Raw genomic sequence first — 22891 nt, forward strand, 5'->3', positions numbered from 1 at the left:
AATTCTCCCGGTATTGGCGGCGATCGAAACTGGTGACGGCGGCGTGAGAAGCGCCTTTTCCTCCATTCAACGGGGAGAAGGGACCGAGCTTCACCCGGCTTCGCAAACAGGGCGGTGAAAGCGCGCCTGATGATAGCTGCAGTAGCTTTTCAACGCCGTGGTGCGCATGCCGCAGCACAGCATGTCCTGGCCGGGCTGTCCGCCGGGCTGACCATTTTTAGCATCTTCCTCCGGCGCTGGGTCGAGCGGAGCACGGCAGCGGGTGAACAGGCAATCGATGAAGCGCATGGCCACGCCATGCGGCTGCCGGCCGATAGGACCGCGCGGCGACGCCGGCACCTTGAAGCGGTAGGTTTGCCCATCAGCGATCAGCACGCCCGCCTCGCGTTGGAAAAGCCGTGGCCGGACGGGCGAAGGGGCCTGCTTCGGCCGCACGGCCGGTGTGCTCCCCGGCTGCGGGATGGCGCCGGCACGGCTCGTTGGAGGTTCCGCCTTGGCGGCTCGGCTCGCCGCCTTGGCCATCGCCGTGCCGGCTGCCGACGGGCCCTTGCCATTGGCGAAGCCGATCGCGCCCAGCATGGCATTGCGATGGACGATGCCGATAATGGCGTTGCGCGATACTGGGCTGCCGCGCTGTGCGCTGAACGCCGCCGCGATCCTGGAGGCCGAAAGCCCATCCCCGAGCCAGGCGGCAATCGCCTGCAATTCGCTGTCACTGTAGCTTGCCATGTCCGTCTCCATTGCGCGGCCAGCGGCCACCGTGGACGGCGCCGTCAGGCAAGCGTCGGTTTGCCTGCGGCCGTCATGGGCGCTGTCGGGCCTGGTCGGCCTGTCGGCCGCTGGGATTGCTGTGGACGAGCCGGCTCTCAGCCTCGCCGGGCGACCTGCGGCGAGGCGCGCAAGCCGCGCCCGCGCCAGGTCTCTATCGGGGGGCCGAACCAGCCCTGCCCGTCATCGGCTCGTACAGGATCTACGGTGCCGTTCTGCGTGCGACAGGCAACACCCGCGGCCGGGTCGAATGGGGGGCCGGAGCCGCGGGGAGCGGCGGCTCCGGCCGTTCCGGCCGCCGGGAACGGGCGGACCGGACGCAAGGCCGATGCACCAAGGCAATCGGCTTCGCGCTTCGCCCCGGCCGGGGAGGAGGCGGCCGGGGCGGAAGGGAAAGGGCAGGCCGGCAAGGCCGGTCTGGAGGTGCTGTCGACTCTGAGAGGGTTGAGCTTTTGCATGAGTTGATATAAGCATAACTCAAAAATTGATGCAAGCCATTCTTTCATGGACGAAAGCAGGACTTGCCGCTCACATGAGGCCATGGTGAAAACGCAACTGTCGATCAGGGTCGGGGCCGCGATCCGCCAGGCACGCAAGCAGCGTGGCCTGGTCATGCGCCACATCGCCGAGCACAACGATACCGATGTCGCCGCCGTCGGCAACTGGGAAACCGGGCGCAACCTGCCCAAGACCGAGAACTTGCTAAAGACCGCCGCCTTCCTGCGCGTCGACCCCGTGGCGCTGGGCCAAGGGCAGGTTGTCTTCCTCGACGATGCCGGCCCGGTGGCGGACGCCGAGATCGTCACCGACGCCGGCCCGCTGCCGGCCGGAGCGATGGACATTCCGGTGCTGGGCGCCGCCGTCGGCGGCGACGACGGCGACTTCACCTTCAACGGCGAGCCGGCAGGATACGTGCAGCGCCCGCCAGGGGTCCGCAACCTGCCGAGAGTATTCGCGCTCCATGTCCTCTCGGATTCCATGGTGCCGCGCTACGAACCCGGCGACATGATCTATTGCGGCGGCCGCGACGCGGTGCCGGGCGACCATGTGGTGATCGAGACCTTTCCGGACGAGAACGAGAAGAACGGCAAGGCCTTCATCAAGAAACTGGTCCGGCGCACGGCGGGCGAGCTGGTGGTCGAGCAGTACAATCCGCCCAAGACGCTGACCTTCAACCGCTACGCCATCAAGCACGTCTGGCGGGTGATTCCGCTGAAGGAACTGCTGGGATACTAGACCGGGCCTGCGTACCGCGGGCTATCGCCGGCGAGCCACGATAGCATTCAGCGTCAAGGACAACACCGTGACGGTCTTGCAAGCCTTTCACGGCGGGCGAGACGTTGCCCTCTTCGACGAAGACGACGTCTGCTGACGACTTCGCCAGCCGGCGCGCCCCTCAAGCCCGCCTCGACCCCTCCAGCGGCACGTCGCGGCCGCTCAGCATGCGCGCTTCCGAGCGTACGCGCTGGCGCTCGTCGATGAAAGCGGCCTGGATCGAGATCGCCGTGCCAGGCAGCCCGTCGGCCCGGCAGGCCGAGCAGACAATGCGGCCCGACAGCGCGGCCAGCGGCGTGCCCCCATTCACACCGAAGCGCTTCAACTGATCGGGCCGCCACCACCTGTTGCGGCCGCAGTCGGCGCACTCGACCGACAGCGAGGCGACCTGCGCGATCACTGCTTCCCTGCCTGGCAACGCCATCACTTCTCCGTCCTTCTGTTCGTGCTTTGTTCTTATCTTCCCGTGTTTCGAAGCAGGAGTCGAGTCGCAGTTTCCAAACTCCTCCAAAAGTCTCCCTTCTATGTATGTTTGAGTTATGCTTATATCACACTTGCAAATGTGAGTCGGTGCGGGATCACCTCGCGCCAGATCCGGGAGCAAGAATGGATGCCGCCGATTTCGCCCGCGCCTGCGGCTACACCGGCGACAGTCCCGCCTTGCTCGAAGCCTTCGAGGCGATCCGCCGCACCGGCATCGCGCAGGCCCGCCTGGATCATTTCAGGCGCAAGGCCGTCATCGACGAGTTGAAGCGCGCCGAGCCGCTGTTCCTGGCCGCGATCGGCCCGGCGCTGTCGGCGCACGAGGCTGTCGAGGATACAGCCCGTTTTATCGCCGGCTGGCGCAACATGCCGCGCTGGCGCCAGGAACGGCGCCTGGCCGATCTCGCCAGGGCGAAGCAGCAGCGGCTCGTGGCGCGCTTCTTCCGCCGTTTCGGCCATCGTCTTTGGGCACTTGAAGCAGCCTGAGGCCCGAGCACGGCTGGACCGAGCCATTTGCGGGTTTCAATCCCTGATTTTTCTTTCTAGATTGCGTCTGGGGTGCCTGTTCGTTCGACGCACATAATTTGGAATGTTCAAGACTGCCCGCTCAAAAGTTCAGACCTGGATAACGGCCGGCGCGGGAACCATTGCCGCCTTGTTCGTCGCCGGCCTGATGGGGGCATTCGGCGCCCTGCCCGCCCATGGCCCACCACAATTGCCGCCAGATGCCGTCATCGAGGCCGGTCGCTGGCGCCTGCAGCCGGTGCGCGCCTATGTCGGCCATGCCAGGGTCCACGGCGTGCCGCTGAAGCCGGGCCAGAAGGCGCTGGTGCTGGAAGTCGACATGACCAACCGCACCGCGCAATCCGATAAGGGCTATTTCAACGTCTTCGCGCCGGACGGCGTCATCCTGTCCGATCCCGTGCCGATGATCGTGTTGACACGCGATCCCACGATGACGCCGGAACTGCATCCCGGCATGACCGAGCGCATGGCCTATGTCTGGCCGCTTGCCGGGGACGCCGCCGTGCCGGCAAGCCTCGCCTTCGGCGTCACCGCCGAGATCTTCAAGCCGCGCGACAATCTTTATGGCACACCAGGCTGGTACAACCCCTACCGGCTCGGCACCGTCACCTTGCCGGTCGCCGACCTGCCGGCGGCCGGGCAGTCGCAGAGTGGGCAGTCTCAGAGTGGGCAGCCGGAAAGCGGCCCATGAGGATACGCGTGCTTGGCAATCTCGCGATCCTTTGCGCCGCCGTGGTGCTGAGCTACGGCATGCAGGTGACGAAGCCGCATTATGCCGACCTCACCGCACCTATCCCCATCGATGGTTCGATGCATGACACGGTGCGCGCGCGCAGCTTCGCTGTCAGCTTGGACAAGGTGATCTTCGCGCGCCAGCTCAAGACCAATCAGTTCGGCCAGGAGAAGCTTTTGACGACCAGCGGCCTATGGGCGGTGGTAACAACAAACCTCACCGCGACCAGCACCTCCACCGCGGTCGCCGACGGCTTCTGGCAAGGCCCGACCGGGCTGCGTTATCACCAGACGGAGCGGCTGGGCTACCGCCCCGACATGCCGCCGCACGGCGTCGATCCGGGCCTGGACAAGCGTAGCCTGTTCGTTTTCGAGGTACCACCGGACCAGATCCGCGGCGCCAGGCTGCTGATATCGGCGCGCCAGTTCGGCCCGCTCGACGGGCAGGCCCGCATCAGCCTCGACGCGCTGCCGACCGGCGCTGACGGCCAGCCGGCCGACATCCTGCCGGAATTCGACCTCGACGCGGCGCCGGGTCTGACACCGCAGGACAAGACACCGCAGGGCAAGACATGAGCGCCGTTTCGACAGACACCCCGACCGTGGACCGGCAATCCGAGCGACGATGGCGCCGGCGCGGCTTGATGGCGCTCGCCATCCTGCTGCCGCTGACACTGGCCGAGACCAGCCATGACAGCGTCCGCGAATGGCTGCATGGCGAGGACCTTATCGCCAGGGATGTCGAGTTCGGCCAATCCGTGCCGTTCGGCGGCAGCGGCTGGAAACTGGCCGATTTGCGCGGCGGCAAGGCCGGCCGCCTGCCCAACCACGCCTTCGCCGTCATCGCTACCTTCACCGTGACCATTGGCGACCCAGACCTGCAGAAACAATGGCTGGGCTGCAAGCTGATGCTGACAGACGCCGCCGGGCGCCGATGGCTGCCCGAGTTCATCAGCGGCGTCAGCCTGCCCGACGGCGTGATGAATTGCGCTTCGGCCATCTTCTCCGGCGCCAAAAAAGGCGATGTCATCACCGTCGGCGACACCTTCATCGTGCCCGAGGACGCGGTGAAAACCATTCGCCCCGCCGTCGGGCTGGGCAGCGAACGGCCGTGGTATCTGCGTTTCCAGCGGCCGCCGAAGTGACAGCGCCCCAGGCTCGGCTCTGCAAGGCCGGCGCCAACAAATCCTCTACTTCCGCGCTTCGACAGTCCCGGTCACCCGCTTGGGCAGCGAGAACGCCGTCTCCAGCACGGCGGCGAGAAAACATATCCTGATCGGCTCGATCAAAATGCCGGTGGAGGAATCCTGGAACGGGCTGCCGAACAGCAGCGTCAGTCCATGCGAGAAAATCTGCCAGACATCGAGCTCGTGCGGGCCAATCAGCCGCGTCGCGCCAAGCCACAGCCAGGCCGCGCCCCAGTCGAGCAGGCGGTAGCCGACGATCAGCGTGCACAAAAGCACCAGGCTGGAACTCACCGTCAGCCGCACGCCATTGGCGATCGGCAGGTAGCGCGAACGGTAGCCGGCGATGAAATGCTCGACGAAATCGCGCAGGAATTTCGGCAGTCCGGCATAGCGCCGGCCGAACCGCTCGACGCGGCTGTCGACCCGCATCAACGCCGCGTCGTCGCGCACATCATAGCCATAGATCAGCGCCGCCATCACCAGCCAGATCAGCGGCAAAAGCATGTAGAAAAACAGATTGACCGCCACCGTCGAGGGCGCGATCGAGGTGATCTCGACCGGCACCACAGATGCGGCGCTCGTCGCCGTCACCGGGCTCGCCAGCCCGTCGATGGACGCCTGCAGCACGGACCAGAGATTGCGGCTCATCAGCCAGTGCAGCGCGCTGTCCTTCCAGCGGCTGATGACGTAGAGACCGACGAAGATCCAGTTGGTCTCGCAGATCACCACCACGATCTGCCAGAACGACGTTGCCGTCGTCTTCGTCTGCATGAACTTGGCCAACCGGCGGATCAGCCATGACACGGCGACCGAAATCAGCAGCCAGCGCGAATCGAGCACGTCGAGCACATTGCCGCTCTGGCCGAAATCGGCCTGTTCGAGCGAGGCGCGCGAATATTGGCGCACGATATCGCCGAGGAACCCCCAGGCGGCGTAATAGGCAAAGAACGGCAGCAGCGCGATGGTGATCATGCGCACCAGCCGCGAGCCGCGCCGGTCAGTACCTTTCGCCTCCTTGCCAGCGACTTCGCTCTCGGAGGCCGCGGCCTTGTCCGCGCCGCGCTGCGCGGCCAGCACATTGGGCAGGCCCGGCCGCAGCACATGGAACATCGCAACCGTCACCACCAGCTGCGCCAGCGCCACCAGCGTCAGCATGGCAAGCCCGGCGAAATGGTTGGCGAGCGCCACCCTGGCAGCCAGCTGAAGCAGGAGATCGCCGGCCAGCACCCCGGCCAGCACCAGTGCCACGAGCTGCGGCCAGAAGCGCCGCAGCAGCGAAAAACTCAAGCTGATCGGCCCGATGATGTCGGCAACCATGAGATTCTTTCACGCTGCCCCGCGCGAAGCCTTTCTAGCAAGGCGCGGATGTTTTGCAAGAAATGGGGCAGCTTCCTGGCAAATGGCTAGGGTGAGCGCACAACCTCTCGCTCCTATCGCCTCACCCGCGACTTCAGCCAGCGGTCGAACGCCACCGCCAGGATCAGGATCAGCCCGATGACGATGCTTTGCGTGTAGGACGAGACGTTGTTGAACTGCAGGCCGTTCTGCAGCACCCCGATCAGGGCAGCCCCCACCACCGTGCCGCCGACCGAGCCGATGCCGCCGAACAGCGAGGTGCCGCCGATGACGACAGCGGAGATCACCGTCAATTCGTAGCCGATGCCGGCGACCGCTTCGGAAGAATTCAGCCTGGCCGACAGCACGAAGGCGGCGAGCCCGGCGAAGAAGCCGACGATGACATAGACCGAGACCAGGATACGGTCTACGCGGAGGCCCGACAGCCGCGCGGCCTCGGCATTGCCGCCGACGGCATAGACGGCCCTGCCATAGCGGGTGTAGCGCAGCACGATATGACACAGGATGGCGGCGATGGCGAAGATGATCGCCGGCACCGGCACCGGACCGATCAGCCCCGTGCCGAACCAGCGCATCGAGGCGTCGAAGCCGGAGATCGGGCCGCCGTTTGAAATGGTCAGCGTCAGCCCGCGGAACACCGTCAGTCCACCCAGCGTGACAACGAAGGGCGGCACTTTCAGCCTTGTGATGGCGAACCCCTGCACGCCGCCGGCGAGCGCACCGACCACGACAGCGGCGAGCAACGCCGCGAACCAGCCAAAACCTTGCGTGCCTGACGTCGACAGCGACAGCGTGTTGGCGGTGCCGCCCTTGGCGACCACGGCCGCGACCATGCCACAGAAGGCGAGCAGCGAGCCGACCGAAAGATCGATGCCTGCGGTGAGGATGACGAAGGTCATGCCGAGCGCGATCAGCCCGGTGATCGAGATCTGCCTGGTGATGTTGAACAGGTTGATCGGGTCGATGAAGCTCGGCTTCAGCACGGTGAAGACGACGACCAGCGCCGCCAGGAACAGCAGCGGCCCAAAGCTCATCAAAAGCCGCGCGATCGTCACGCCGCCGCGCTGGCTCTGTTCCTCGGCGATGCTCATCGTGCCTGCCCCTCCGCATCCTGTGCCGGCGTATCCTGCCTGTCGAGCGCCATCAGTTCCATCAATCTTTCCTCGTTTGCCTCGACGCCCGGCATTTCGCCGGTGATACGCCCCTTGCGCATGGTGACGATGCGGTCCGACACCGCCAGCACCTCGGGCAGCTCGGACGAGATCATCATCACCGCGATGCCGCGCGCCGCCAGCTGCACCAGAATCTGGTGCACCTCCGCCTTGGCGCCGACATCGACGCCGCGCGTCGGCTCGTCGACGATCAGCACTTTCGGGTCGCGCGCCAGCCAGCGCGCCAGGATCACCTTCTGCTGGTTGCCGCCCGACAGGCCCTCAATCGCCTGCTCGGCCGAAGCCATGCGGATCGATAGCATCTTCCTGAACCCTGACAGCGCGTCGCGCTCGCGCCGCTCGGCCATGAAGCCGAAGCCGTTGCTGAAGCGCCCGAGGGAGGCGACGGAGAAATTCGGCAGGATACCAAGGGCTGCAAAGATCGCTTGGTGCTTGCGGTCTTCCGGCACCAGCCCAATGCCGAGCGCGATGGCGTCGGCCGGCGATGCGGGCGCGATCTGCTTGCCGTCGAGCGTGATCATTCCCGCCGCGATGCGATCGGCGCCGAAAATGGCGCGCGCCAGTTCCGTGCGGCCGGAGCCGACAAGACCGGCGACGCCGAGGATCTCGCCCGCCTTGAGGTCGATATCGACACCGTCGAGCACGATGGCGTGCGGCGCTTCGGGATCGCGCACGGTGCGCAAGCCCCGAACCGACAGCACCACATCGCCGGCCGCCGCGCGTTGCGCCGGACGGGCGTAAAGTTCGGAAGCGGCGCGGCCGACCATCTTTTCGATAATGGCGGGCAGCTTGATCGGCCCGCCCGGACGCTCGAGATGCCCCGCAAGCCTGCCGTCGCGCAGCACCGTCATGCGGTCGCAGATGGCGGATGCCTCTTCCAGCCGGTGGGTGACGAACATGATGGCAACATGGTCCTTGCGCAGCCGGTCCATGATAGACAGCAGCCTCTGCACCTCCGTCTCGGTCAGCGCCGAGGTCGGCTCGTCCATGATGATCAGCCGGCTTTTCAAGGACAACGCGCGGGCGATCTCGACCAGCTGCTGCTCGGCCACCGACAGCGCCGAAACCGGCGTCATCGGATCGATGGTAAGGCCGACACGGGCAATGATGGCGCGGGAATCCTGTTCCATCTTGCGCCAGCTCACCAGCCCAAGCCGACCGATCGGCGCGCGGCCGATGAAAATGTTCTCCGCCACCGTCAGCGTCGGGATCAGGCTGAGTTCCTGGTAGATGGTGACGATGCCCAGCCGCTTGGCCTCCTGCGGGCTCACCGGCTGGTAGTCGGCGCCGTCGAAGGTGATGCGGCCGCCGGACGGTGGCATGACGCCCGACAGGATTTTCAGAAGCGTCGATTTCCCCGCGCCGTTTTCGCCAAGCAGGCCAAGGATTTCGCCGGCGCGGACATCGAGCGAGACATCGCTCAGCGCGGTGACGCCGGCGAAATGCTTGGTGAGGCCTTCGACGGAAAGCAGGACGGGGGATGCGGCTTCAGATGGAGACAAGGAGTGCTCCTTGATGCGGTTCAGGCTGTGCTTGAACACCCCCCTCTGGCCTGCCGGCCATCTCCCCCGCAAGGGGGGAGATCACCAGTGTCTCTGACCGCGCTTTTCCTGCAACGTTTGAGGTTGGCGAAAGGAGACGAACAGTCAATCTCCCCCCTTGCGGGGGAGATGTCGGGCAGGACAGAGGGGGGTGCTGTCCTGCCCGCCTCGCCAATCGGCCGATGTCCACCCGCCCCTACTTCGTCTCGTTCAGCCTCTCCGCCTTGTCGAGATTGTCCTTGCCGATGACGATGGGCGTCAGCAGCACCAGCTTCTCCTTCGGCTCCGTCTTGTCCTTGGCGTAGGCGACCGCGATCTGCACGGCGGTGCGCGACTGCTTGCCTGGGAACTGTTCGACCGTGCCGGCGAGCTTGCCGTCGCGCACGGCCACCAGCGCTTCCGGCAGCGCGTCGAAGCCGTAGATCTTGACGTCGCTGAAATTGCGCGCGGCACACGCTTCGAGCGCGCCGAGCGCCATGTCGTCATTGGCGCAGATGATGGCGTCCGGCTTGCCGTTGGCGGCAAGGCCGGCTTCCGTCACCGTCAGCGCCTCGGCGCGGGCGAAGTTGGCGGTCTGCTCGTAGACGATCTGGTACTTGTCCTTCAGCGGATCGAGCACATTGTGCACGCCCTTGTTGCGGTCGATCGCGGGACCCGCGCCCGGCTGGCCCTGCAGGTGGAACAGCTTGGCGCCATTGGGGAACGCCGCCACCACGGCCTGGGCTTCCGCCTCGCCGCCCTTGACATTATCGGCGCCGACATGGGCCAGAATGCCCTGGACACCGTCGACGCGGCGGTCGATCGTCACCACGGGAACGCCGGCCTTGACCGCTTCCTCGATGGCTGGCGCCAGCGCGTTCACGTCGAGCGGCGAGATGACGATGGCGTTGACCTTCTGCACCAGCGCCGCCTCGATGTCGGCGGTCTGCTTGGTGGCCGAGTTCTGGCCGTCGCTCTCGGTCAGGTTGACGCCTTGCGCCTGCGCTTCGGCCTTGATCTCGTTCAGCATGTGCACGAAGAACGGAAAGCCGAGACTGGGCACCGAGCCCAGTATGGTGAGTTTGTCCTCGGCGAAAGCCGAGCGTGCGGCGAGCATCATGGCGCCCGCGGCCACGGACGTCATCAGGAATTCGCGTCTGTTCATGGGTTCCTCCTCCACAGAAGCGCACGGCCCCTAAAAACCGGGACCGGTTTCAGGAAGGATCATGCGCCGGTTAAAGTGTTGGAGCATCCTCCTTGCGCCAAGAACGCATGCCGCTCCAGCTGACAGCCGCCTAAATTCCTCCAATCGGCGTCAACAAGAGGATGCTAACCCAGGGTCAACCATTTGTGCAACATCGATATAACAGCCAGGACAGCAACTTGTCGGAATTGTCTGAATTTTGGACTCTTCGGTCCGAAGGCCTTCTACGTCAGGAACGCCAAGGAGCGGCTCCAGAGCTGCGCGGCCGCCGTTGCATTGTAATCGGACAGTGCCGGGTCGGAAAAATAATGTCCCGCGTTTGGATAGCGGAAAACCTGCACATCCGCTCTCGCTGCCTCCGCGCTTTCCTGCCAGGCGCTGACGTCGGGCTCGGGGAACAGTGGATCGGTGTCCGCGACATGCAGTTGGATGGGCAAGCCGGGTCGTGTGTTGGCAGGCACGGTCGCCAAACCATGCAACAGCAGAACACCCGCTGCCAGCGGCCGCGACTCCCAGAATTCCGCCACCACGCCGGCTCCCATCGAGATCCCCGCCAGCACCGCATCGCCCGGCATCGCGGCCAGAGCCTCTCGCGCCTTCAGGCAGATGGCATCCCAGCCGATCCGCGCCTTGATCGCGAAACCTTCATCGAGATCATCCGTCGCCGCACCCTGATAGAGGTCTGGCAGTGCGACCGCATGGCCGCAGGCGCGAAGGCATTCCGCAAGATGACGCTCGATCGGGCGAAGGCCAAGAACCGAGTGAAACAGGATGATGTCCGTCATGCACCGGCCCCTAGGTCGCGCAGATCCAGTCATTTTTTACCTGCCGGGGCGTGCAGCCTCAAGGCACACCGCAGCGGCTTCCATTTTCCCGGTGCGCCACTACCTTTGGGACGGCTAGGCCGACGAAATGGAGACACCATATGAAGCCGCGCATCATCTGCCACATGCTTGCCTCGCTCGACGGCAGCCTTCATCCAAGCCGCTATACTGAAAGCCCCGACGGCAGCCGGGCGGAGTGGTCGGGCCTCTATGAAAAGATCCACAACGACCTCGAAGGTGACGCCTGGATCGTCGGCCGCGTCACCATGGCCGAGATGAGCAAGGCCGCCGCGCATCCGCCCGAGCATGTGGGCAAGGTCGATCGGCCGCATCATTTCGCGCGGCGCGACGCGGGCAGCTTTGCCGTGGCGCTCGATGCCTCGGGCAAGCTGCACTTCGCCAAACCCGATATCGGCGGCGACCATGTCGTGGTGCTGCTCGGGTATGATGTGGCCGACAGCCATCTGGCCGAGCTCGCCACTGACGGCGTGTCTTATATCGTGTCGCAAACGCCCGGCATCGATCTCGCCGCCATGCTGGACGTGCTTGCCCGTGAGCTCGGCATCCGCCGTCTGCTGCTCGAAGGCGGCGCCGGCATCAACGGCTCCTTCCTGGCGGCGGGGCTGGTCGATGAACTCAGCCTTCTCATTGCCCCCGCGCTCGACGCGCGGGCGGCAAACCAGGGCTTTGTCGAGTTCGGTGAAAGCGGCCTTGCCGACAAGGTGCGGTTGTCGCTCAAGGATTGCAAAGCCCTCGCGCATGGGCTCGTCCATTTGCGCTATGCCGTCACCCCTGGCTAAGGCCGCGTCTTGCGCGCCTCAGTATCGCATCGCGTCCAGATCGGCGATCAGCGTCGGGCCGGTCGGACGCCAGCCGAGCCGCGCCTGGGTCAGCGCGCTGGAGGCCGGCAGGTCCATGGGGGCGAACATCGCCATCCAGCCGAAATGCTCCGCCGCCTTTTCCGGCGCGATCGAAACCACCGGCAGGTTCAGTCCCCGGCCAAGCGCCTCGGCGATCGCGCGCACCTCGACGCCTTCCTCGCCGACGGCGTGATAGCGCGCGCCGGGCTGCCGCTTCTCCACCGCGAGCCGATAAAGACGCGCGGCGTCCGCGACATGGCCGGCCGAATAGCGGTTGCGGCCCTCGCCGACATAGGCCGAGGTGCCCTTCTGGCGCGCGATCTCGATGAGCGGCGAAATCAGCCCCTGCTTAAGGGTGTTGTGGACCTGCGGCAGGCGCATCACCGACAGGTTGATGCCCGCCTCCAGCAACGCATTCCCGGCGAGTTCCGAGGCGATGCGCGGATTGGGGTGATCGGGGTTGAAGACATCCTCGACGGCCAGTTGGCCATGGCCGGGACTGCCCATGCCGACGCCCGAGGTGATCACCAGCGGCCGGTCGGAGCCGGCGAGTGCCTGGCCGAGCGCGGCGATGACACGGCTGTCCTTTTCGCAATTCTCGGCGAACCGCGAAAAATCATGGTCGAACGCGGTGTGGATCACGGCTTCCGCCTCCGCCGCGCCGTCGCGCAGGCCTTGGGGATCCTCGAGGGTTCCGCGGTACACCTCGGCGCCGGCGGCGGCCAACGCCTCGGCACCGGCATCGGAGCGGGTGACGCCGACGACCTGATGGCCGGCCTGAAGAAGTTCGGGAACGATGGCCGAACCGATGAAACCGGTCGCGCCGGTTAAAAAGATACGCATGCAAAATCTCCTGCACAGTTGCCTGCGTACTATCGCTGCTCTATTATTCCATTAAAGTAGTGATCTTATCATGGTATAATGGCTAACAGGATGTCCAACACTTCCGCCGGTTCGCTCGCGGCATTCCTGAAAGACAGACGCACCCGGCTCGACCCATCTTCGTTCGGCTTTTCCGGGCGCAGGCGCACGCCGGGACTGCGCCGGGAAGAGGTCGCGCAACGCGCCAACATCAGCCCGACCTGGTACACATGGCTGGAACAGGGACGCGGCGGCGCGCCTTCGGCCGACGTGCTGAACCGGATCGCCAAGGGCCTGCTGCTGACCGAGGCCGAGCGCGAACATCTTTTCATGCTGGGGCTCGGGCGCCCGCCCGAGGTCCGCTACATCGGCGCCGACGGCGTCAGCCCCAGGCTGCAGCGCCTTATCGACACGCTCGAGGCAAGCCCGGCCCTGATCAAGACGGCGACCTGGGATGTCGTCGCCTGGAACCGCGCCGCGCAAGTCGTGATGACCGATTACAGCACCTTGCCCGCTGGCCAGCGCAACATCCTGCGGTTTATGTTCCTGAGCCCCACCATCCGCGCCAAGCAGCACGATTGGGAGAACCTCGCCCGTTTCGTGGTCGGCGCGTTCCGGGCCGATGCGGCGCGCGCCGGCGCTGTGTCAGAGGTCGCCCAACTGGTGGAGGAGCTTTGCAGCGCCAGCCCGGAATTCGACGCGCTGTGGCGGGAAAACGACGTGCTCAGCCATGGCGACGGGACAAAGCGCCTGAAGCATCCCGAACTCGGCGACATCGAGCTGGAATATTCAGCCTTCGCGGTGGATGGGCGGCCGGATCTGAGCCTGACCGTCTACAATCCGGTGGACAGCAAGGTCGCCGACCGGATCCGCGATCTCGCCCGGCGGCACAAGGAGCGAGAGGCGGACCTGTCGCGTTGACTCTGGATCCCATTGAACGGGCGTTCGCACACCCGTTCAGCTTGCGCAAGGTCGGCATCCACCCACACAAATTCTGATTGTCAGGCAATGCATTTGCACGGTTGGCCCGCCGCCAGCCGGCAGCGGGCCAGGCGCCGCTACTGGATGATCTTGACGATCTTGCGGGTGCTTGGATCCACGATCACGGTCCGGTTGTCGACCACGGTGTAGCGATACTTGACGTTGGGGACTTCGTGGAGTTCGACGGTATCGGGCAAGGCCGTGCCGACGTTGAGTTCCACGCCGGGAAGCTTGACCGAAGCCAGCGGCTGCTTATGCACATACTCCTTGATCACTGTTTCCTGCTCGGGCTGGATGACGACGTCCTCGGCAGCGGCTGCGCCGACACCTGCGAGCAACAGAACCGCGGCTACGGCGGCAAGATCTTTTTTCATGAGTACCTCCATCTGAAACCTGCACAGCGCAACATTGTCACCGCGCTGCCGGATCGAACTTCAGGCATGATTGAATGTTCCAGGCTTGGGCTTCGGTCCGGCCAGCACCGGACTTAGGTCCCATCGAAAAACGCAATAGTCCTGCCGGCGCCGCCGCCGGGAACGGCCGTCTTTCGCGCTCGTTGTTCGCTGCAAGTTCATCGCGGATACCTGACGGATGTCGGGCAGTACTGCGGGTGTGTTTTTTGCGAATTGGCGCAGCTACGTCCCTTCCTGCGCCAATAGGGTTCGCTCACTGCTTCAGGCGGTGAGCGAACCCTAAACCCTCGGCGTCAGCCGATAAGTGAGGAGGTTTAATGTTCAGCGACAAGGAAACCCGCCTTATGGAAGCGGCGCTGGTGATGGCGGTCCCGTTGTCGGCCTTGATCGCCGTCCTGCTCGTCAGCCTTACTTTGAACTGGTAGCAGCCCTGCTGCCTTTACCGCCAATCGTGGGGTCGAGTTGGCTATGGGACCACAGATCCGTCCATACAATCCCAATCCGTCCATACAATCCCAATCTGACCATGCTGGCCCAATCTGACTATGCTGGCTAGCCGCCAAAGGGAGGAGAATCGCGCCTTTGTCGCCGTGGAGCAAGGCGGACGGCACCGGCGCGCTTTCCGCTTTCGAGAAAGGAGCCCGGCCTGCTTTGGCGGAGGGCTCGGCACGTTGCGAGCAGGCCGGGCTATGCTCCGGCTGCCACACTTGGCGGAGGCTCGGGCCGGTGCAAAGGCAGGTTGTGCGTTTATCGCTCGACCCGCAACTCGGACTGAAGTCCTGCGAACCAGGCGCATTGGTCCCAAACATTGAACATAGTTTGCTGGCGCTCGTTGCCGAGAGGGACGCGTGAATTGGAGAAGAGCAATGCAGCTTGGTGAGATCATCGCCAACACCTTGGCCATCCTCTTGCTGGTCTGTTTTCTCGCCAGCACATTCTTCCTTTTCGGAAAGCCATTGTGGCCGGAGCAGCATGCCCGCATGATCATCATCGTGCCGGTTGACGCGATGGCGACAGCCTCGACCAGCCGCAGTGGCCCACCTGTGTTGCCAGGCACCTTCGACACCGGCCTTGCCCATCCAAGGCCGTCCTGATGGGCATCGGCGATGGTGAGCCGACCCTGGCCGGCGCTATCGAGCGCTGCTCGCGGCAAGCCTAGTCGAGCTTCTGGATGCGCCCTTTGTCGAGACGGAACACGCCATCGTTGCCGCCTTGTTGCTCGAAGTCGGTCTGCAGCTCATCCCAGATACCAAGATATCTGCCGCACTCGGCGCAACTGATCCGCGTCGATGGTGTCGCATCGGCCGGGATTTGCAGGCGGATGGTGCCGCAAAAAGGGCACTCCAATCGGTGATCGAGATATTCGCCAGGGCGCGTCTGTAATAGCCTGCGCACAGCTTCCTCCTGGATTTGGGTGGAAGCAGGATGATCGCTCCCAAGCGCCCACGTGTCTTCGCGTCGCGGACGGCCTTTGACAAGTTACGCCAGCCATTGGCGGGGTCAATAAACAAAGACATGACTGCCAATCACCAGCCCAATCCTGGAAGCGTGGCGGCCGCCGCATCTCCAGGCAGACGCCTGACCCCGGCAGCGAATACAGCTTCACGAACGGCCCGGAACCAAACCACCCGGCAGCGGTTTCCCAATGGAAGGGACCGCAAACCACGGAAGCAGCAATGGAACTTTTGACCTTGGAACTTGCCAGGGCGAGGCAGCGACTTAACCGGGCGGAACTCGCCCTTGAACGCGCAAACGCTATGCTGGACGAAGACTGTGGCGTCGGTATCAATCTGCGGCTTTGTGACAGGATAAGATCCGCGCAACAACGCGTCGGCGAAGCGAAGGCTCGTCTTGTGAAGCTCGACCGCGCCAGCACGGATTCAGTTCACTCCGGCTGAAGCTTACGCGCCACCGAGAGAGCTTCCCGCCCGGACCCTCGTTCAGGCAATCGCAAGCTCAGCCTTGATCCAAATCCACCGGCAGTGGCCTCGCAAGTCTCATATCTTGCGCCGGGAAGCGGTCGAGCGTTGGTCGCTGAGATGCGGGCGCCAGCCATGCACCCGGTCCCGCCCGGCGGCCTTGGCGCCGTAAAGCGCCTCGTCGGCGCGTCTCAGAAGATCGGCAATCTCCATCGCGGCGCCGTCCGCATCGAGGGTGCTCACCCCAATGCTGACCGTGACGATACCCTTTTCGCTGCCGGCATGCGCCATGGCAAGGTCGCGCACCTTGCTCCTGAGGGTCTCGGCGATGACGAAGGCGCCCCGGGCGTCGGTCTCCGGCAGGATGAGCGCGAACTCCTCGCCGCCGTAGCGGGCCGCCGCGTCGGCCGGACGGCGGGCAGTCGCCTGGATGCAGCGGCTCACGGCGCGCAGGCAATCATCGCCCGCCGGATGGCCGTAATGGTCGTTGAACCGCTTAAACCAGTCGACATCGATGATCACCAGGCTGAGCGGCGCCGCATTGCGCCTGGCGCGCGAGAATTCGCGCGCCAGCGCTTCATCGAAGGCGCGGCGCGTCCACAGTTCGGTCAGCCCGTCGCGGTGCGCCAGAAGGTTCAGCTTCTCGTTGACGGCCAGCAGTTCGGCCTCGACCTGCTTGGCCTCGGTGATGTCGGAAAACACGCTGAGGCTGCCGCCGTCGCCTGTCGGCCGGGTGCGTACGTCGAGCCAGCGGCCGTCGGCGAGCCGGACCTGGCGGTGGCTGACAAGCTTCTGCGAGGCCATGATGCCGTCGATCCAGCCCTCGACCGCGTCTGGCGGTGTGGTCCCCTCGCCGCGCGCCGCCGAGGCGCGCAGGATGTCGCGATAGTCGGCCCCGGGCACCCTCATCTCAGCCGTCTTAGGAAACATGGCGCGATACTGGTCGTTGCACAGCACCAGCCTGCCGTCCGGGTCGAACATCACCAGACCGTCGGCCATGTGTGTCAAGGCGTCTCCGAGCCGGACCCGACTTTCCGCCAGCTCGGTCTCGAGCTGCTTGCGCGCCGTGATGTCGCGATTGTGCGTGATCAGGCCGACGACGGCCCCGCTCCTGTCGCGAAAGGGCGCCTTCAAGGTCGCCAGCCAGCCTTCGGTTCCATCCTCGTGATGAAGGTGCTGTTCGATGGTGGACGAGACGCCCGACGCCAGCACGGCAAGCTCGTCCTCGCGGAAACCTTTCGCCGTCTCGCGCGGATAGAAGTCGAAGTCCGTCTTGCCGATCAGCGCCTTGGCGTCTGGCGCCTGCATCAGTTCGGCCGTTGCCGGATTGGCCGCGATGAACCGCCCGTCGAGGTCCTTGACGTTCAGGCAATCCGGCAGCGTCTCCACCACGGCCTTGTAGATGCGCCGCGACTGCAGCGCCTCGAGGCGCCGCCGCTCCTGGTAAAGCGTAAGCCCCGACAGCACCACCGAGACGAAGATGAGCAGGGAGGAAGGCAGCGCAACCTTCGGCAGGACTGTTTGCAGCACATCCCGCGGCAGGACGCTGAGGCCAAGCAGCGACGCCGCCGCTGCCGCCGCGCCGAGGGTCATGATGTCGACCATGGTGGGCCGGCGGCCCCTAAGGGCAAGGTTTCCGGCAACACCGACCAGCATGGCGGCCGCGATCCCCACCGCGCCGGCGAAGGCGCCGATGCCACCCTCGAAAGTCCGGAACGCACCGGCCATAACCCCGGCGACGACGCCGGCGACGGGACCGCCGAAGAAGCCGGCAACGGCAATCATCGTCGCCCTGAGATCGGCGAGCACGCCAGGCTGCAGCTGCATTGGTGTGAGCATCAGGATGATGGCTCCGGCGCCCATCAGCAGGCCGAAGGTCGCCGCCTTTGCGGCGGGCGCCCAGCGGTCCAGCCACACATGGGTGTGGATCCAGACCGACACGAACATCGCCACGACCGCCAGATTGGCCAGCAATTCGGACCAGGGCGAACCCATTGGGCGCCTTTCCTGTTACCGGGCTTTCGCCGTACCGCCTCCTCGATAGACCCTCAATGACAACAAAGTGTTACATCAGGGATTGCCTTTGGTCGAAGGAGCCAGGCCGTCGCGCCCCCCTCACCACCGCATCCCGTCGACAAAATCGATGAATGCCCGCAGCGGCGCTGGCGTCAGGCGGCGGCCGGGGTAGTAAAGGAACGGACCCGAGAATTCCTGCCACCAGGGCTCCAGCACGGGCTCGAGCCTGCCATCGTCGAAATAGGGGCGCAGCCAGTCCTCGAACAATGAGACGATACCGCCGCCGTCGACCGCCACGCTGACAGCGAGGTCCATCGCCGTGCCGGTGCTGACCAGCAGCGGGCCGGTCGGGTCGACGCTCACCGTCTCGCCGTTGCGTTCGAAATCCCAGGGCGGCATGGAGCCGCTGACGAAGCGGCCGCGCAGGCAGGCGTGATCGAGCAGGTCGCGTGGATGGCCGGGCCGGCCGCGCCGATCGAGATAGGCCGGTGCGGCGGCGGTGGCGAAGCGCTGCCGGCGGGGGCCAATCGGCACCGCGATCATGTCCTGCTCCAGCCGTTCGTCATAGCGGATGCCGGCATCGCAACCGCTCGCCAGTATGTCGACGAAACTGTCCTCGGCCGTTACTTCGACGCGGATGTCGGGATAGGCCGCGAGGAAGGGCGGCAGAAGGCGCGGCAGCACCAGTTTCGCCGCCACCGCCGGCACGTTGAGCCGTAGCGTGCCGGCCGGACGGCCGCGAAACCCGTTGACCACGTCGAGCGCCGCCTCGACCTCGCCGAGCGCGGGACCGAGCCGCTCCAGCAGGCGCGCGCCGGCTTCGGTGGGCGCGACGCTGCGCGTGGTGCGGTTGAGGAGCCGCACGCCGAGCCCGCTCTCCAGCCGTCGCACCGTCTCGCTCAGGCTGGAGGCGCTGAAGCCGGTCGTCCGCGCCGCCTGCCGAAACCCGCCGGCGCGCGCCACCGCCATGAATGCCTGGAGGTCACCCAGATCCGATGCCATTGTTCACCTTTCCGCACAGCCTGTGCCGATTGCGCCATATTATCGCGCGGGCGGGGACTGTCTATATCGAGCCGATCCAAAGGAGATCGAGACCCATGACCGACATCAGCAAGGCCGGAACTTTCAAGCTCGGCGACCGCACCGTGAAGCGCCTGGGCTATGGCGCCATGCAACTGGCCGGACCCGGCGTCTTCGGCCCGCCGAAGGACCGCGACGCGGCGATAGCCGTGCTGCGCGAGGCCGTTGTCAGCGGCGTCGACCATATCGACACATCGGATTTCTATGGTCCGCACGTTACCAACCAGATCATCCGCGAGGCGCTGCACCCCTATCCCGCGGACCTCACCATCGTCACCAAGATCAGTGCGCGGCGCGGCGCGGATGCTTCGTGGATCCCGGCGATGTCACCGCAGGAGCTGACGCAGGCCGTGCATGACAACCTGCGCAATCTCGGGGTGGATGCGATCGAGGTCGTGAACCTGCGCTCGATGCATGGCATCCACGGGCCCACCGAAGGCTCGCTCGAGCCGCAACTCGACACGCTCGCCGAACTGCAACGCCAAGGACTTGTGCGCCATATCGGCCTGAGCAACGTCACCCGCAAGCAGATCGCGCAGGGACGCGGCATGGCCGACATCGTCTGCGTGCAGAACCAATACAACATCGCGCATCGCCAGGATGACGCGCTGATCGACGAGCTTGCCGCCGACGGCATCGCCTATGTGCCGTTCTTCCCGCTCGGCGGCTTCACGCCGCTGCAGTCGAGCACGCTTGCCGACGTCGCGCAAAAGCTCGGCGCTACCCCCATGCAGGTGGCGCTCGCCTGGCTGTTGCAGCGCTCGCCCAACATCCTGCTTATCCCCGGCACCTCGTCGGTCGGGCATCTCAGGGAGAACCTGGCGGCGGCCGAGCTTAAGCTGCCGGCGGATGCCGTCCAGGTCTTGAACGGCATAGCAGGCGAGACCGAGCAGGCTGCGTGACGCGTCGAAAGGCCCCTTGCCGGATATACCATTGCTGTTTGGCCGCTTGCCGCCGGGGGCCTCGATGCGGCCTCGGCGGCAGCTTGCTAAGCTGACGCTGCCCATGGCATCTGTCCTATACCACGGATCGACCCAAGCAGCATGGCAGCACGACCACCACCGCCCGGCAGGCCGCCACCCGGCAAGCCACGCAGCGCCGGCCCTCCCGGCGTCAGCCTGAACCGCGCGCTCTCAAAACTCGGCCTGTGCTCGCGCACGCAGGGCGAGGCGCTGATCGCGCAAGGCCGCGTGCGCGTCGGCGGCAAGGTGGTGCGCGATGCCGCGCTGCGCGTCGACATGAACCGCGACAGGATCGTCGTCGATGGCGTCGAGGTGGTTGCCGAGCGCAAGGTCTATCTGATGGTGAACAAGCCGCGTGGGCTGGTCACCACTCGCCACGACCCGCTCGAGCGCGACACCGTCTATGCCTGTCTCGAAGGGCTCGACCTGCCCTTCGTTTCGCCGGTCGGCCGGCTGGACAAGGCCAGCGAAGGCCTGCTGCTGATGACCAACGACACACGCTTCGCCAACCGGCTGATGGACCCGGCCTCGCATCTGCCCAAGACCTATCACGTGCAGGTCGCCACGGTGCCGGATGAAACGCTGCTGGACAAACTCCGCGCGGGCGCCACCATCGACGGCGAGGCCTTGGCGGCCAATTCGATCGAATTCCTGCGCAGCGGCGGTCGCACGGCCTGGCTGGAGATCGTGCTCGACGAAGGCAAGAACCGCCACATCCGCCGCCTGCTCGCCGCTCACGGCATCGAGGTCAAGCGCCTGATCCGCGTCGCCATCGGCCGCCTGCCCCTCGGCGACCTCGCCAAGGGCGCCGCGCGGCACCTCACGCCGGAGGAACTGGCGCTGCTGGCGCAGTGAGTGGGCGACGAAGCCCACTATTCGACGTTGATGCTGACGACGGTCTGATGGGCATTGCCCATATAGGTGTGGACCGAAAACGTGACCTGGTCGCGCCCCTTGTATCCGGGGTTCGACCGGTAAAACCCCTTGATGCCGTCCACTTTGTGGGCATTGCATTTCCAGCGCTCGTTCGATTTGCTGAAACCGGTATAGAGCTTGGCATGCACGAGCCTGATCTTCCCGTGGCTTGGGCCCGCGACGATCCTGACATCGTTCGCGCCGGCACTGGAACAGTCGGCATTCAGGCTGGCATCCCTGAAAATATAGATCTCCTGTCCGGAGAGCGCCACCTTTCCATAGCTTTCCGCCGCCGCCGGCCAGGCGGCACATCCCAGAACCGCCAATGCCGTTATCGCACCTGTCGTCCGACGCTTCATTTCAACGATCCTCCTGCTTGTGCGATTTAGGGCAATTCCAGGAAAAGTGCGTAATGGTTTTCCGTCCGGAATTGCGTAAAACAAAGCGTTCGGGCGAGCACTACTCCACCTTGATGTTGGTGACGTATTTGAACGCGTCGCCGTCATAGGTGTGAACCGAGATCGTCACCTGATCCCAGCCCTTGAAGCCAGGGCTCGACCTGTAAAGCGCCTTGATGCCATTCACCTTGTGGGAATTGCATTTTGCCCGGTCGTTCGACTTGTTGTAATGCGTAAACACCCCGTCATGGACGAGTTTTACATTTCCGTGGCTTGGACCCGAGACCACCCTCACATCGTCCCTGCCCGCGCTGGAACAATCCACGTTCAGGCTCGCTCCGCCGAAGAAATAGACATCGCGGCCCGAAAGCGCTGTCTTTTGGGAGGTGAACATGCGGTTGGAAGCAGCCGCCGGACTAACCGCAAAAGCCAGAAGCGCCAGGCCGGCCATGATGCTTGTCGCGCGGTGAGACATGTTTTTTCCCCCGTTTCAGAAATTTCCCACCGGCGATTTTATGACGGCACAAATCCAGGCTCAAATCACGGAAACAGCCATACCAATCAATTCATGGTTATCAGAACAAAATCGAGTAAAGGCCCGGCGATCGCCCTTATCAACACTCTGCCGAATGAAATGGAGTATTCCTGTCGAAACAACGCCATGAAAATCGTCAAGCCATAAACTTTGCCAAGAACAGATTGCCGATTGCGCTGTTTGACACCTGCCGATGATTTCTCCCTCGCGCCGTCCAGGAGTCGCTCAGGCCCGAATAGACCATCGCACCCCCCTCTCCTGACAGAAAGCTGTCAGGAGGCCTGGGCTATGCATCGGCTGGGAAGCCCGGCCCGGGCTTCAGCGACCAAGGAACCTAAGCGATGAATTTCGTCTCAGTCCGCATCATCACATCGGATGTCCAGCGCCTCGTGCGCTTCTACGGTGAGGTCACCGGCATGCCGGTGACGGTCTATACCGAAGACTTCGCCGAACTGACGACGCCAGCCTGCACGCTGGCGATCGGCAGCACGCGCACCTTGATGCTGTTCGGCGGCGACATCGCCCGCCCCGCCGACAACCACACGGCCATCCTCGAATTCCGCGTCGGCGACGTCGATGCCGAATTCGCCCGGCTGTCGGACCTCATCAAGAGCACGACCGTGCAGCAGCCGACCACCATGCCCTGGGGGAACCGCTCGCTGCTGTTCCGCGACCCCGACGGCAATCTGGTGAATTTCTTCCAGCCCGTCAGCGCCGAGGCGATCCGGAAGTTTGACAGATAGAGACGGTCGGGATTGGCTAGGGTTTGGAATTGCCGAAGCCTCCCCGCGTTCGTCATCCCAGGGCGGAGCAGCCGCGAAAGCGGCGTCGCGGAGACCCTGGGATCCATGCCGCGATGCTGGCCGTGGAGTGCAGCGGAGCAGATTCCGCACCGTGGCCGCGCT

General features: G+C 64.8%; 26 protein-coding genes. 12 read left to right on the forward strand and 14 right to left on the reverse strand.

The annotated features are described in order from the left end of the window. Positions 1-90: 90 nt before the first annotated feature. On the reverse strand, positions 91-729 hold the full coding sequence (locus LB516_RS15605; RefSeq protein WP_224719901.1) for a GcrA family cell cycle regulator: 639 nt from the start codon (positions 727-729) through the stop codon (positions 91-93). 579 nt (positions 730-1308) lie between these two features. Here LB516_RS15605 and LB516_RS15610 point away from each other — a divergent pair. Further along, a complete protein-coding gene (locus LB516_RS15610) occupies positions 1309-2004 on the forward strand; it encodes an XRE family transcriptional regulator (RefSeq protein WP_181166485.1) in 696 nt (231 codons plus the stop codon). A 160-nt stretch (positions 2005-2164) separates the two neighbouring features. On the opposite strand, the gene LB516_RS15615 is transcribed toward LB516_RS15610, so the two are convergent. After that, complete coding sequence (locus LB516_RS15615; protein ID WP_224719902.1) at positions 2165-2467, reverse strand: hypothetical protein; 303 nt, start codon at positions 2465-2467, stop codon at positions 2165-2167. 182 nt (positions 2468-2649) lie between these two features. Between LB516_RS15615 and LB516_RS15620 the strand changes: the two genes are divergently transcribed. The 4 genes from LB516_RS15620 to LB516_RS15635 all read left to right on the forward strand — a co-directional run bounded on the left by LB516_RS15620 (position 2650) and on the right by LB516_RS15635 (position 4928). Next, positions 2650-3012, forward strand: coding sequence for a hypothetical protein (locus tag LB516_RS15620; protein WP_140725034.1), 363 nt, complete (start codon positions 2650-2652; stop codon positions 3010-3012). Between the two features lie 103 nt (positions 3013-3115). After that, entirely contained in the window at positions 3116-3742 is a 627-nt protein-coding gene (locus LB516_RS15625) for a hypothetical protein (protein WP_140788388.1), read from the forward strand. Further along, entirely contained in the window at positions 3739-4359 is a 621-nt protein-coding gene (locus LB516_RS15630) for a hypothetical protein (RefSeq protein ID WP_224719903.1), read from the forward strand. The genes LB516_RS15625 and LB516_RS15630 overlap by 4 nt, the downstream gene beginning before the upstream one ends. Next, positions 4356-4928, forward strand: coding sequence for a hypothetical protein (locus LB516_RS15635; RefSeq protein ID WP_224719904.1), 573 nt, complete (start codon positions 4356-4358; stop codon positions 4926-4928). The genes LB516_RS15630 and LB516_RS15635 overlap by 4 nt, the downstream gene beginning before the upstream one ends. A 45-nt stretch (positions 4929-4973) precedes the next feature. Here LB516_RS15635 and LB516_RS15640 read toward each other — a convergent pair whose 3' ends face one another. From LB516_RS15640 to LB516_RS15660, 5 genes are all read right to left on the reverse strand, one after another. Further along, positions 4974-6287 carry a hypothetical protein gene (locus tag LB516_RS15640; RefSeq protein WP_224719905.1) on the reverse strand — a complete coding sequence of 438 codons (1314 nt, stop codon included), beginning with the start codon at positions 6285-6287 and terminating at the stop codon, positions 4974-4976. Positions 6288-6400: 113 nt separating this feature from the next. Beyond that, positions 6401-7417: an ABC transporter permease gene (locus LB516_RS15645; RefSeq protein WP_023774610.1), complete on the reverse strand. Its 1017-nt coding sequence runs from the start codon at positions 7415-7417 to the stop codon at positions 6401-6403. After that, positions 7414-9000, reverse strand: coding sequence for a sugar ABC transporter ATP-binding protein (locus LB516_RS15650; protein WP_263492549.1), 1587 nt, complete (start codon positions 8998-9000; stop codon positions 7414-7416). Before LB516_RS15650 ends, LB516_RS15645 begins: the two co-directional genes overlap by 4 nt. 235 nt (positions 9001-9235) lie before the next feature. Further along, complete coding sequence (locus LB516_RS15655; protein WP_140663528.1) at positions 9236-10183, reverse strand: substrate-binding domain-containing protein; 948 nt, start codon at positions 10181-10183, stop codon at positions 9236-9238. A gap of 263 nt (positions 10184-10446) precedes the next feature. Then, positions 10447-11007 carry a dienelactone hydrolase family protein gene (locus tag LB516_RS15660; protein WP_224719906.1) on the reverse strand — a complete coding sequence of 187 codons (561 nt, stop codon included), beginning with the start codon at positions 11005-11007 and terminating at the stop codon, positions 10447-10449. 140 nt (positions 11008-11147) lie between these two features. On the opposite strand from LB516_RS15660, the gene LB516_RS15665 reads away from it, so the two are divergent. Next, a complete protein-coding gene (locus LB516_RS15665) occupies positions 11148-11846 on the forward strand; it encodes a RibD family protein (RefSeq protein ID WP_140725018.1) in 699 nt (232 codons plus the stop codon). Positions 11847-11864: 18 nt separating this feature from the next. Here LB516_RS15665 and LB516_RS15670 read toward each other — a convergent pair whose 3' ends face one another. Then, positions 11865-12749: an SDR family oxidoreductase gene (locus LB516_RS15670; protein ID WP_224719907.1), complete on the reverse strand. Its 885-nt coding sequence runs from the start codon at positions 12747-12749 to the stop codon at positions 11865-11867. Positions 12750-12839: 90 nt separating this feature from the next. On the opposite strand from LB516_RS15670, the gene LB516_RS15675 reads away from it, so the two are divergent. Further along, on the forward strand, positions 12840-13688 hold the full coding sequence (locus LB516_RS15675; RefSeq protein ID WP_224583961.1) for a helix-turn-helix transcriptional regulator: 849 nt from the start codon (positions 12840-12842) through the stop codon (positions 13686-13688). 137 nt (positions 13689-13825) lie between these two features. On the opposite strand, the gene LB516_RS15680 is transcribed toward LB516_RS15675, so the two are convergent. Beyond that, the gene (locus tag LB516_RS15680) at positions 13826-14122 is read right to left on the reverse strand and encodes a DUF1236 domain-containing protein (RefSeq protein WP_140716509.1); all 297 of its coding nucleotides are present in this window, start codon (positions 14120-14122) and stop codon (positions 13826-13828) included. 905 nt (positions 14123-15027) lie between these two features. Here LB516_RS15680 and LB516_RS15685 point away from each other — a divergent pair. Beyond that, positions 15028-15255, forward strand: coding sequence for a hypothetical protein (locus LB516_RS15685; RefSeq protein WP_015316800.1), 228 nt, complete (start codon positions 15028-15030; stop codon positions 15253-15255). A 61-nt stretch (positions 15256-15316) separates the two neighbouring features. Here LB516_RS15685 and LB516_RS15690 read toward each other — a convergent pair whose 3' ends face one another. After that, positions 15317-15556, reverse strand: coding sequence for a hypothetical protein (locus LB516_RS15690; RefSeq protein ID WP_015316799.1), 240 nt, complete (start codon positions 15554-15556; stop codon positions 15317-15319). Positions 15557-15837: 281 nt separating this feature from the next. Between LB516_RS15690 and LB516_RS15695 the strand changes: the two genes are divergently transcribed. Then, positions 15838-16059 (forward strand): hypothetical protein, encoded by a 222-nt coding sequence (locus tag LB516_RS15695; RefSeq protein WP_015316798.1) that lies wholly within the window; start codon positions 15838-15840, stop codon positions 16057-16059. Between the two features lie 99 nt (positions 16060-16158). Here the strand turns inward: LB516_RS15695 and LB516_RS15700 are convergent, their stop codons facing one another. Both LB516_RS15700 and LB516_RS15705 read right to left on the reverse strand, forming a co-directional pair. Further along, positions 16159-18075, reverse strand: coding sequence for a diguanylate cyclase (locus LB516_RS15700; protein ID WP_224719908.1), 1917 nt, complete (start codon positions 18073-18075; stop codon positions 16159-16161). Positions 18076-18195: 120 nt separating this feature from the next. Next, positions 18196-19098 carry a LysR family transcriptional regulator gene (locus LB516_RS15705; RefSeq protein WP_224719909.1) on the reverse strand — a complete coding sequence of 301 codons (903 nt, stop codon included), beginning with the start codon at positions 19096-19098 and terminating at the stop codon, positions 18196-18198. 95 nt (positions 19099-19193) lie between these two features. On the opposite strand from LB516_RS15705, the gene LB516_RS15710 reads away from it, so the two are divergent. Both LB516_RS15710 and LB516_RS15715 read left to right on the forward strand, forming a co-directional pair. Then, a complete protein-coding gene (locus tag LB516_RS15710) occupies positions 19194-20078 on the forward strand; it encodes an aldo/keto reductase family oxidoreductase (RefSeq protein WP_015316795.1) in 885 nt (294 codons plus the stop codon). Between the two features lie 141 nt (positions 20079-20219). Next, on the forward strand, positions 20220-20993 hold the full coding sequence (locus tag LB516_RS15715) for a pseudouridine synthase (RefSeq protein ID WP_015316794.1): 774 nt from the start codon (positions 20220-20222) through the stop codon (positions 20991-20993). A gap of 17 nt (positions 20994-21010) precedes the next feature. On the opposite strand, the gene LB516_RS15720 is transcribed toward LB516_RS15715, so the two are convergent. Further along, positions 21011-21412: a hypothetical protein gene (locus LB516_RS15720; RefSeq protein WP_015316793.1), complete on the reverse strand. Its 402-nt coding sequence runs from the start codon at positions 21410-21412 to the stop codon at positions 21011-21013. 100 nt (positions 21413-21512) lie between these two features. Next, the gene (locus LB516_RS15725) at positions 21513-21902 is read right to left on the reverse strand and encodes a hypothetical protein (RefSeq protein WP_224719910.1); all 390 of its coding nucleotides are present in this window, start codon (positions 21900-21902) and stop codon (positions 21513-21515) included. 425 nt (positions 21903-22327) lie between these two features. Between LB516_RS15725 and LB516_RS15730 the strand changes: the two genes are divergently transcribed. Continuing rightward, a complete protein-coding gene (locus tag LB516_RS15730) occupies positions 22328-22729 on the forward strand; it encodes a VOC family protein (RefSeq protein ID WP_015316791.1) in 402 nt (133 codons plus the stop codon). Positions 22730-22891: the final 162 nt, after the last annotated feature.

Source organism: Mesorhizobium sp. CO1-1-7, assembly GCF_020164885.1.
Lineage (GTDB): Bacteria > Pseudomonadota > Alphaproteobacteria > Rhizobiales > Rhizobiaceae > Mesorhizobium > Mesorhizobium australicum.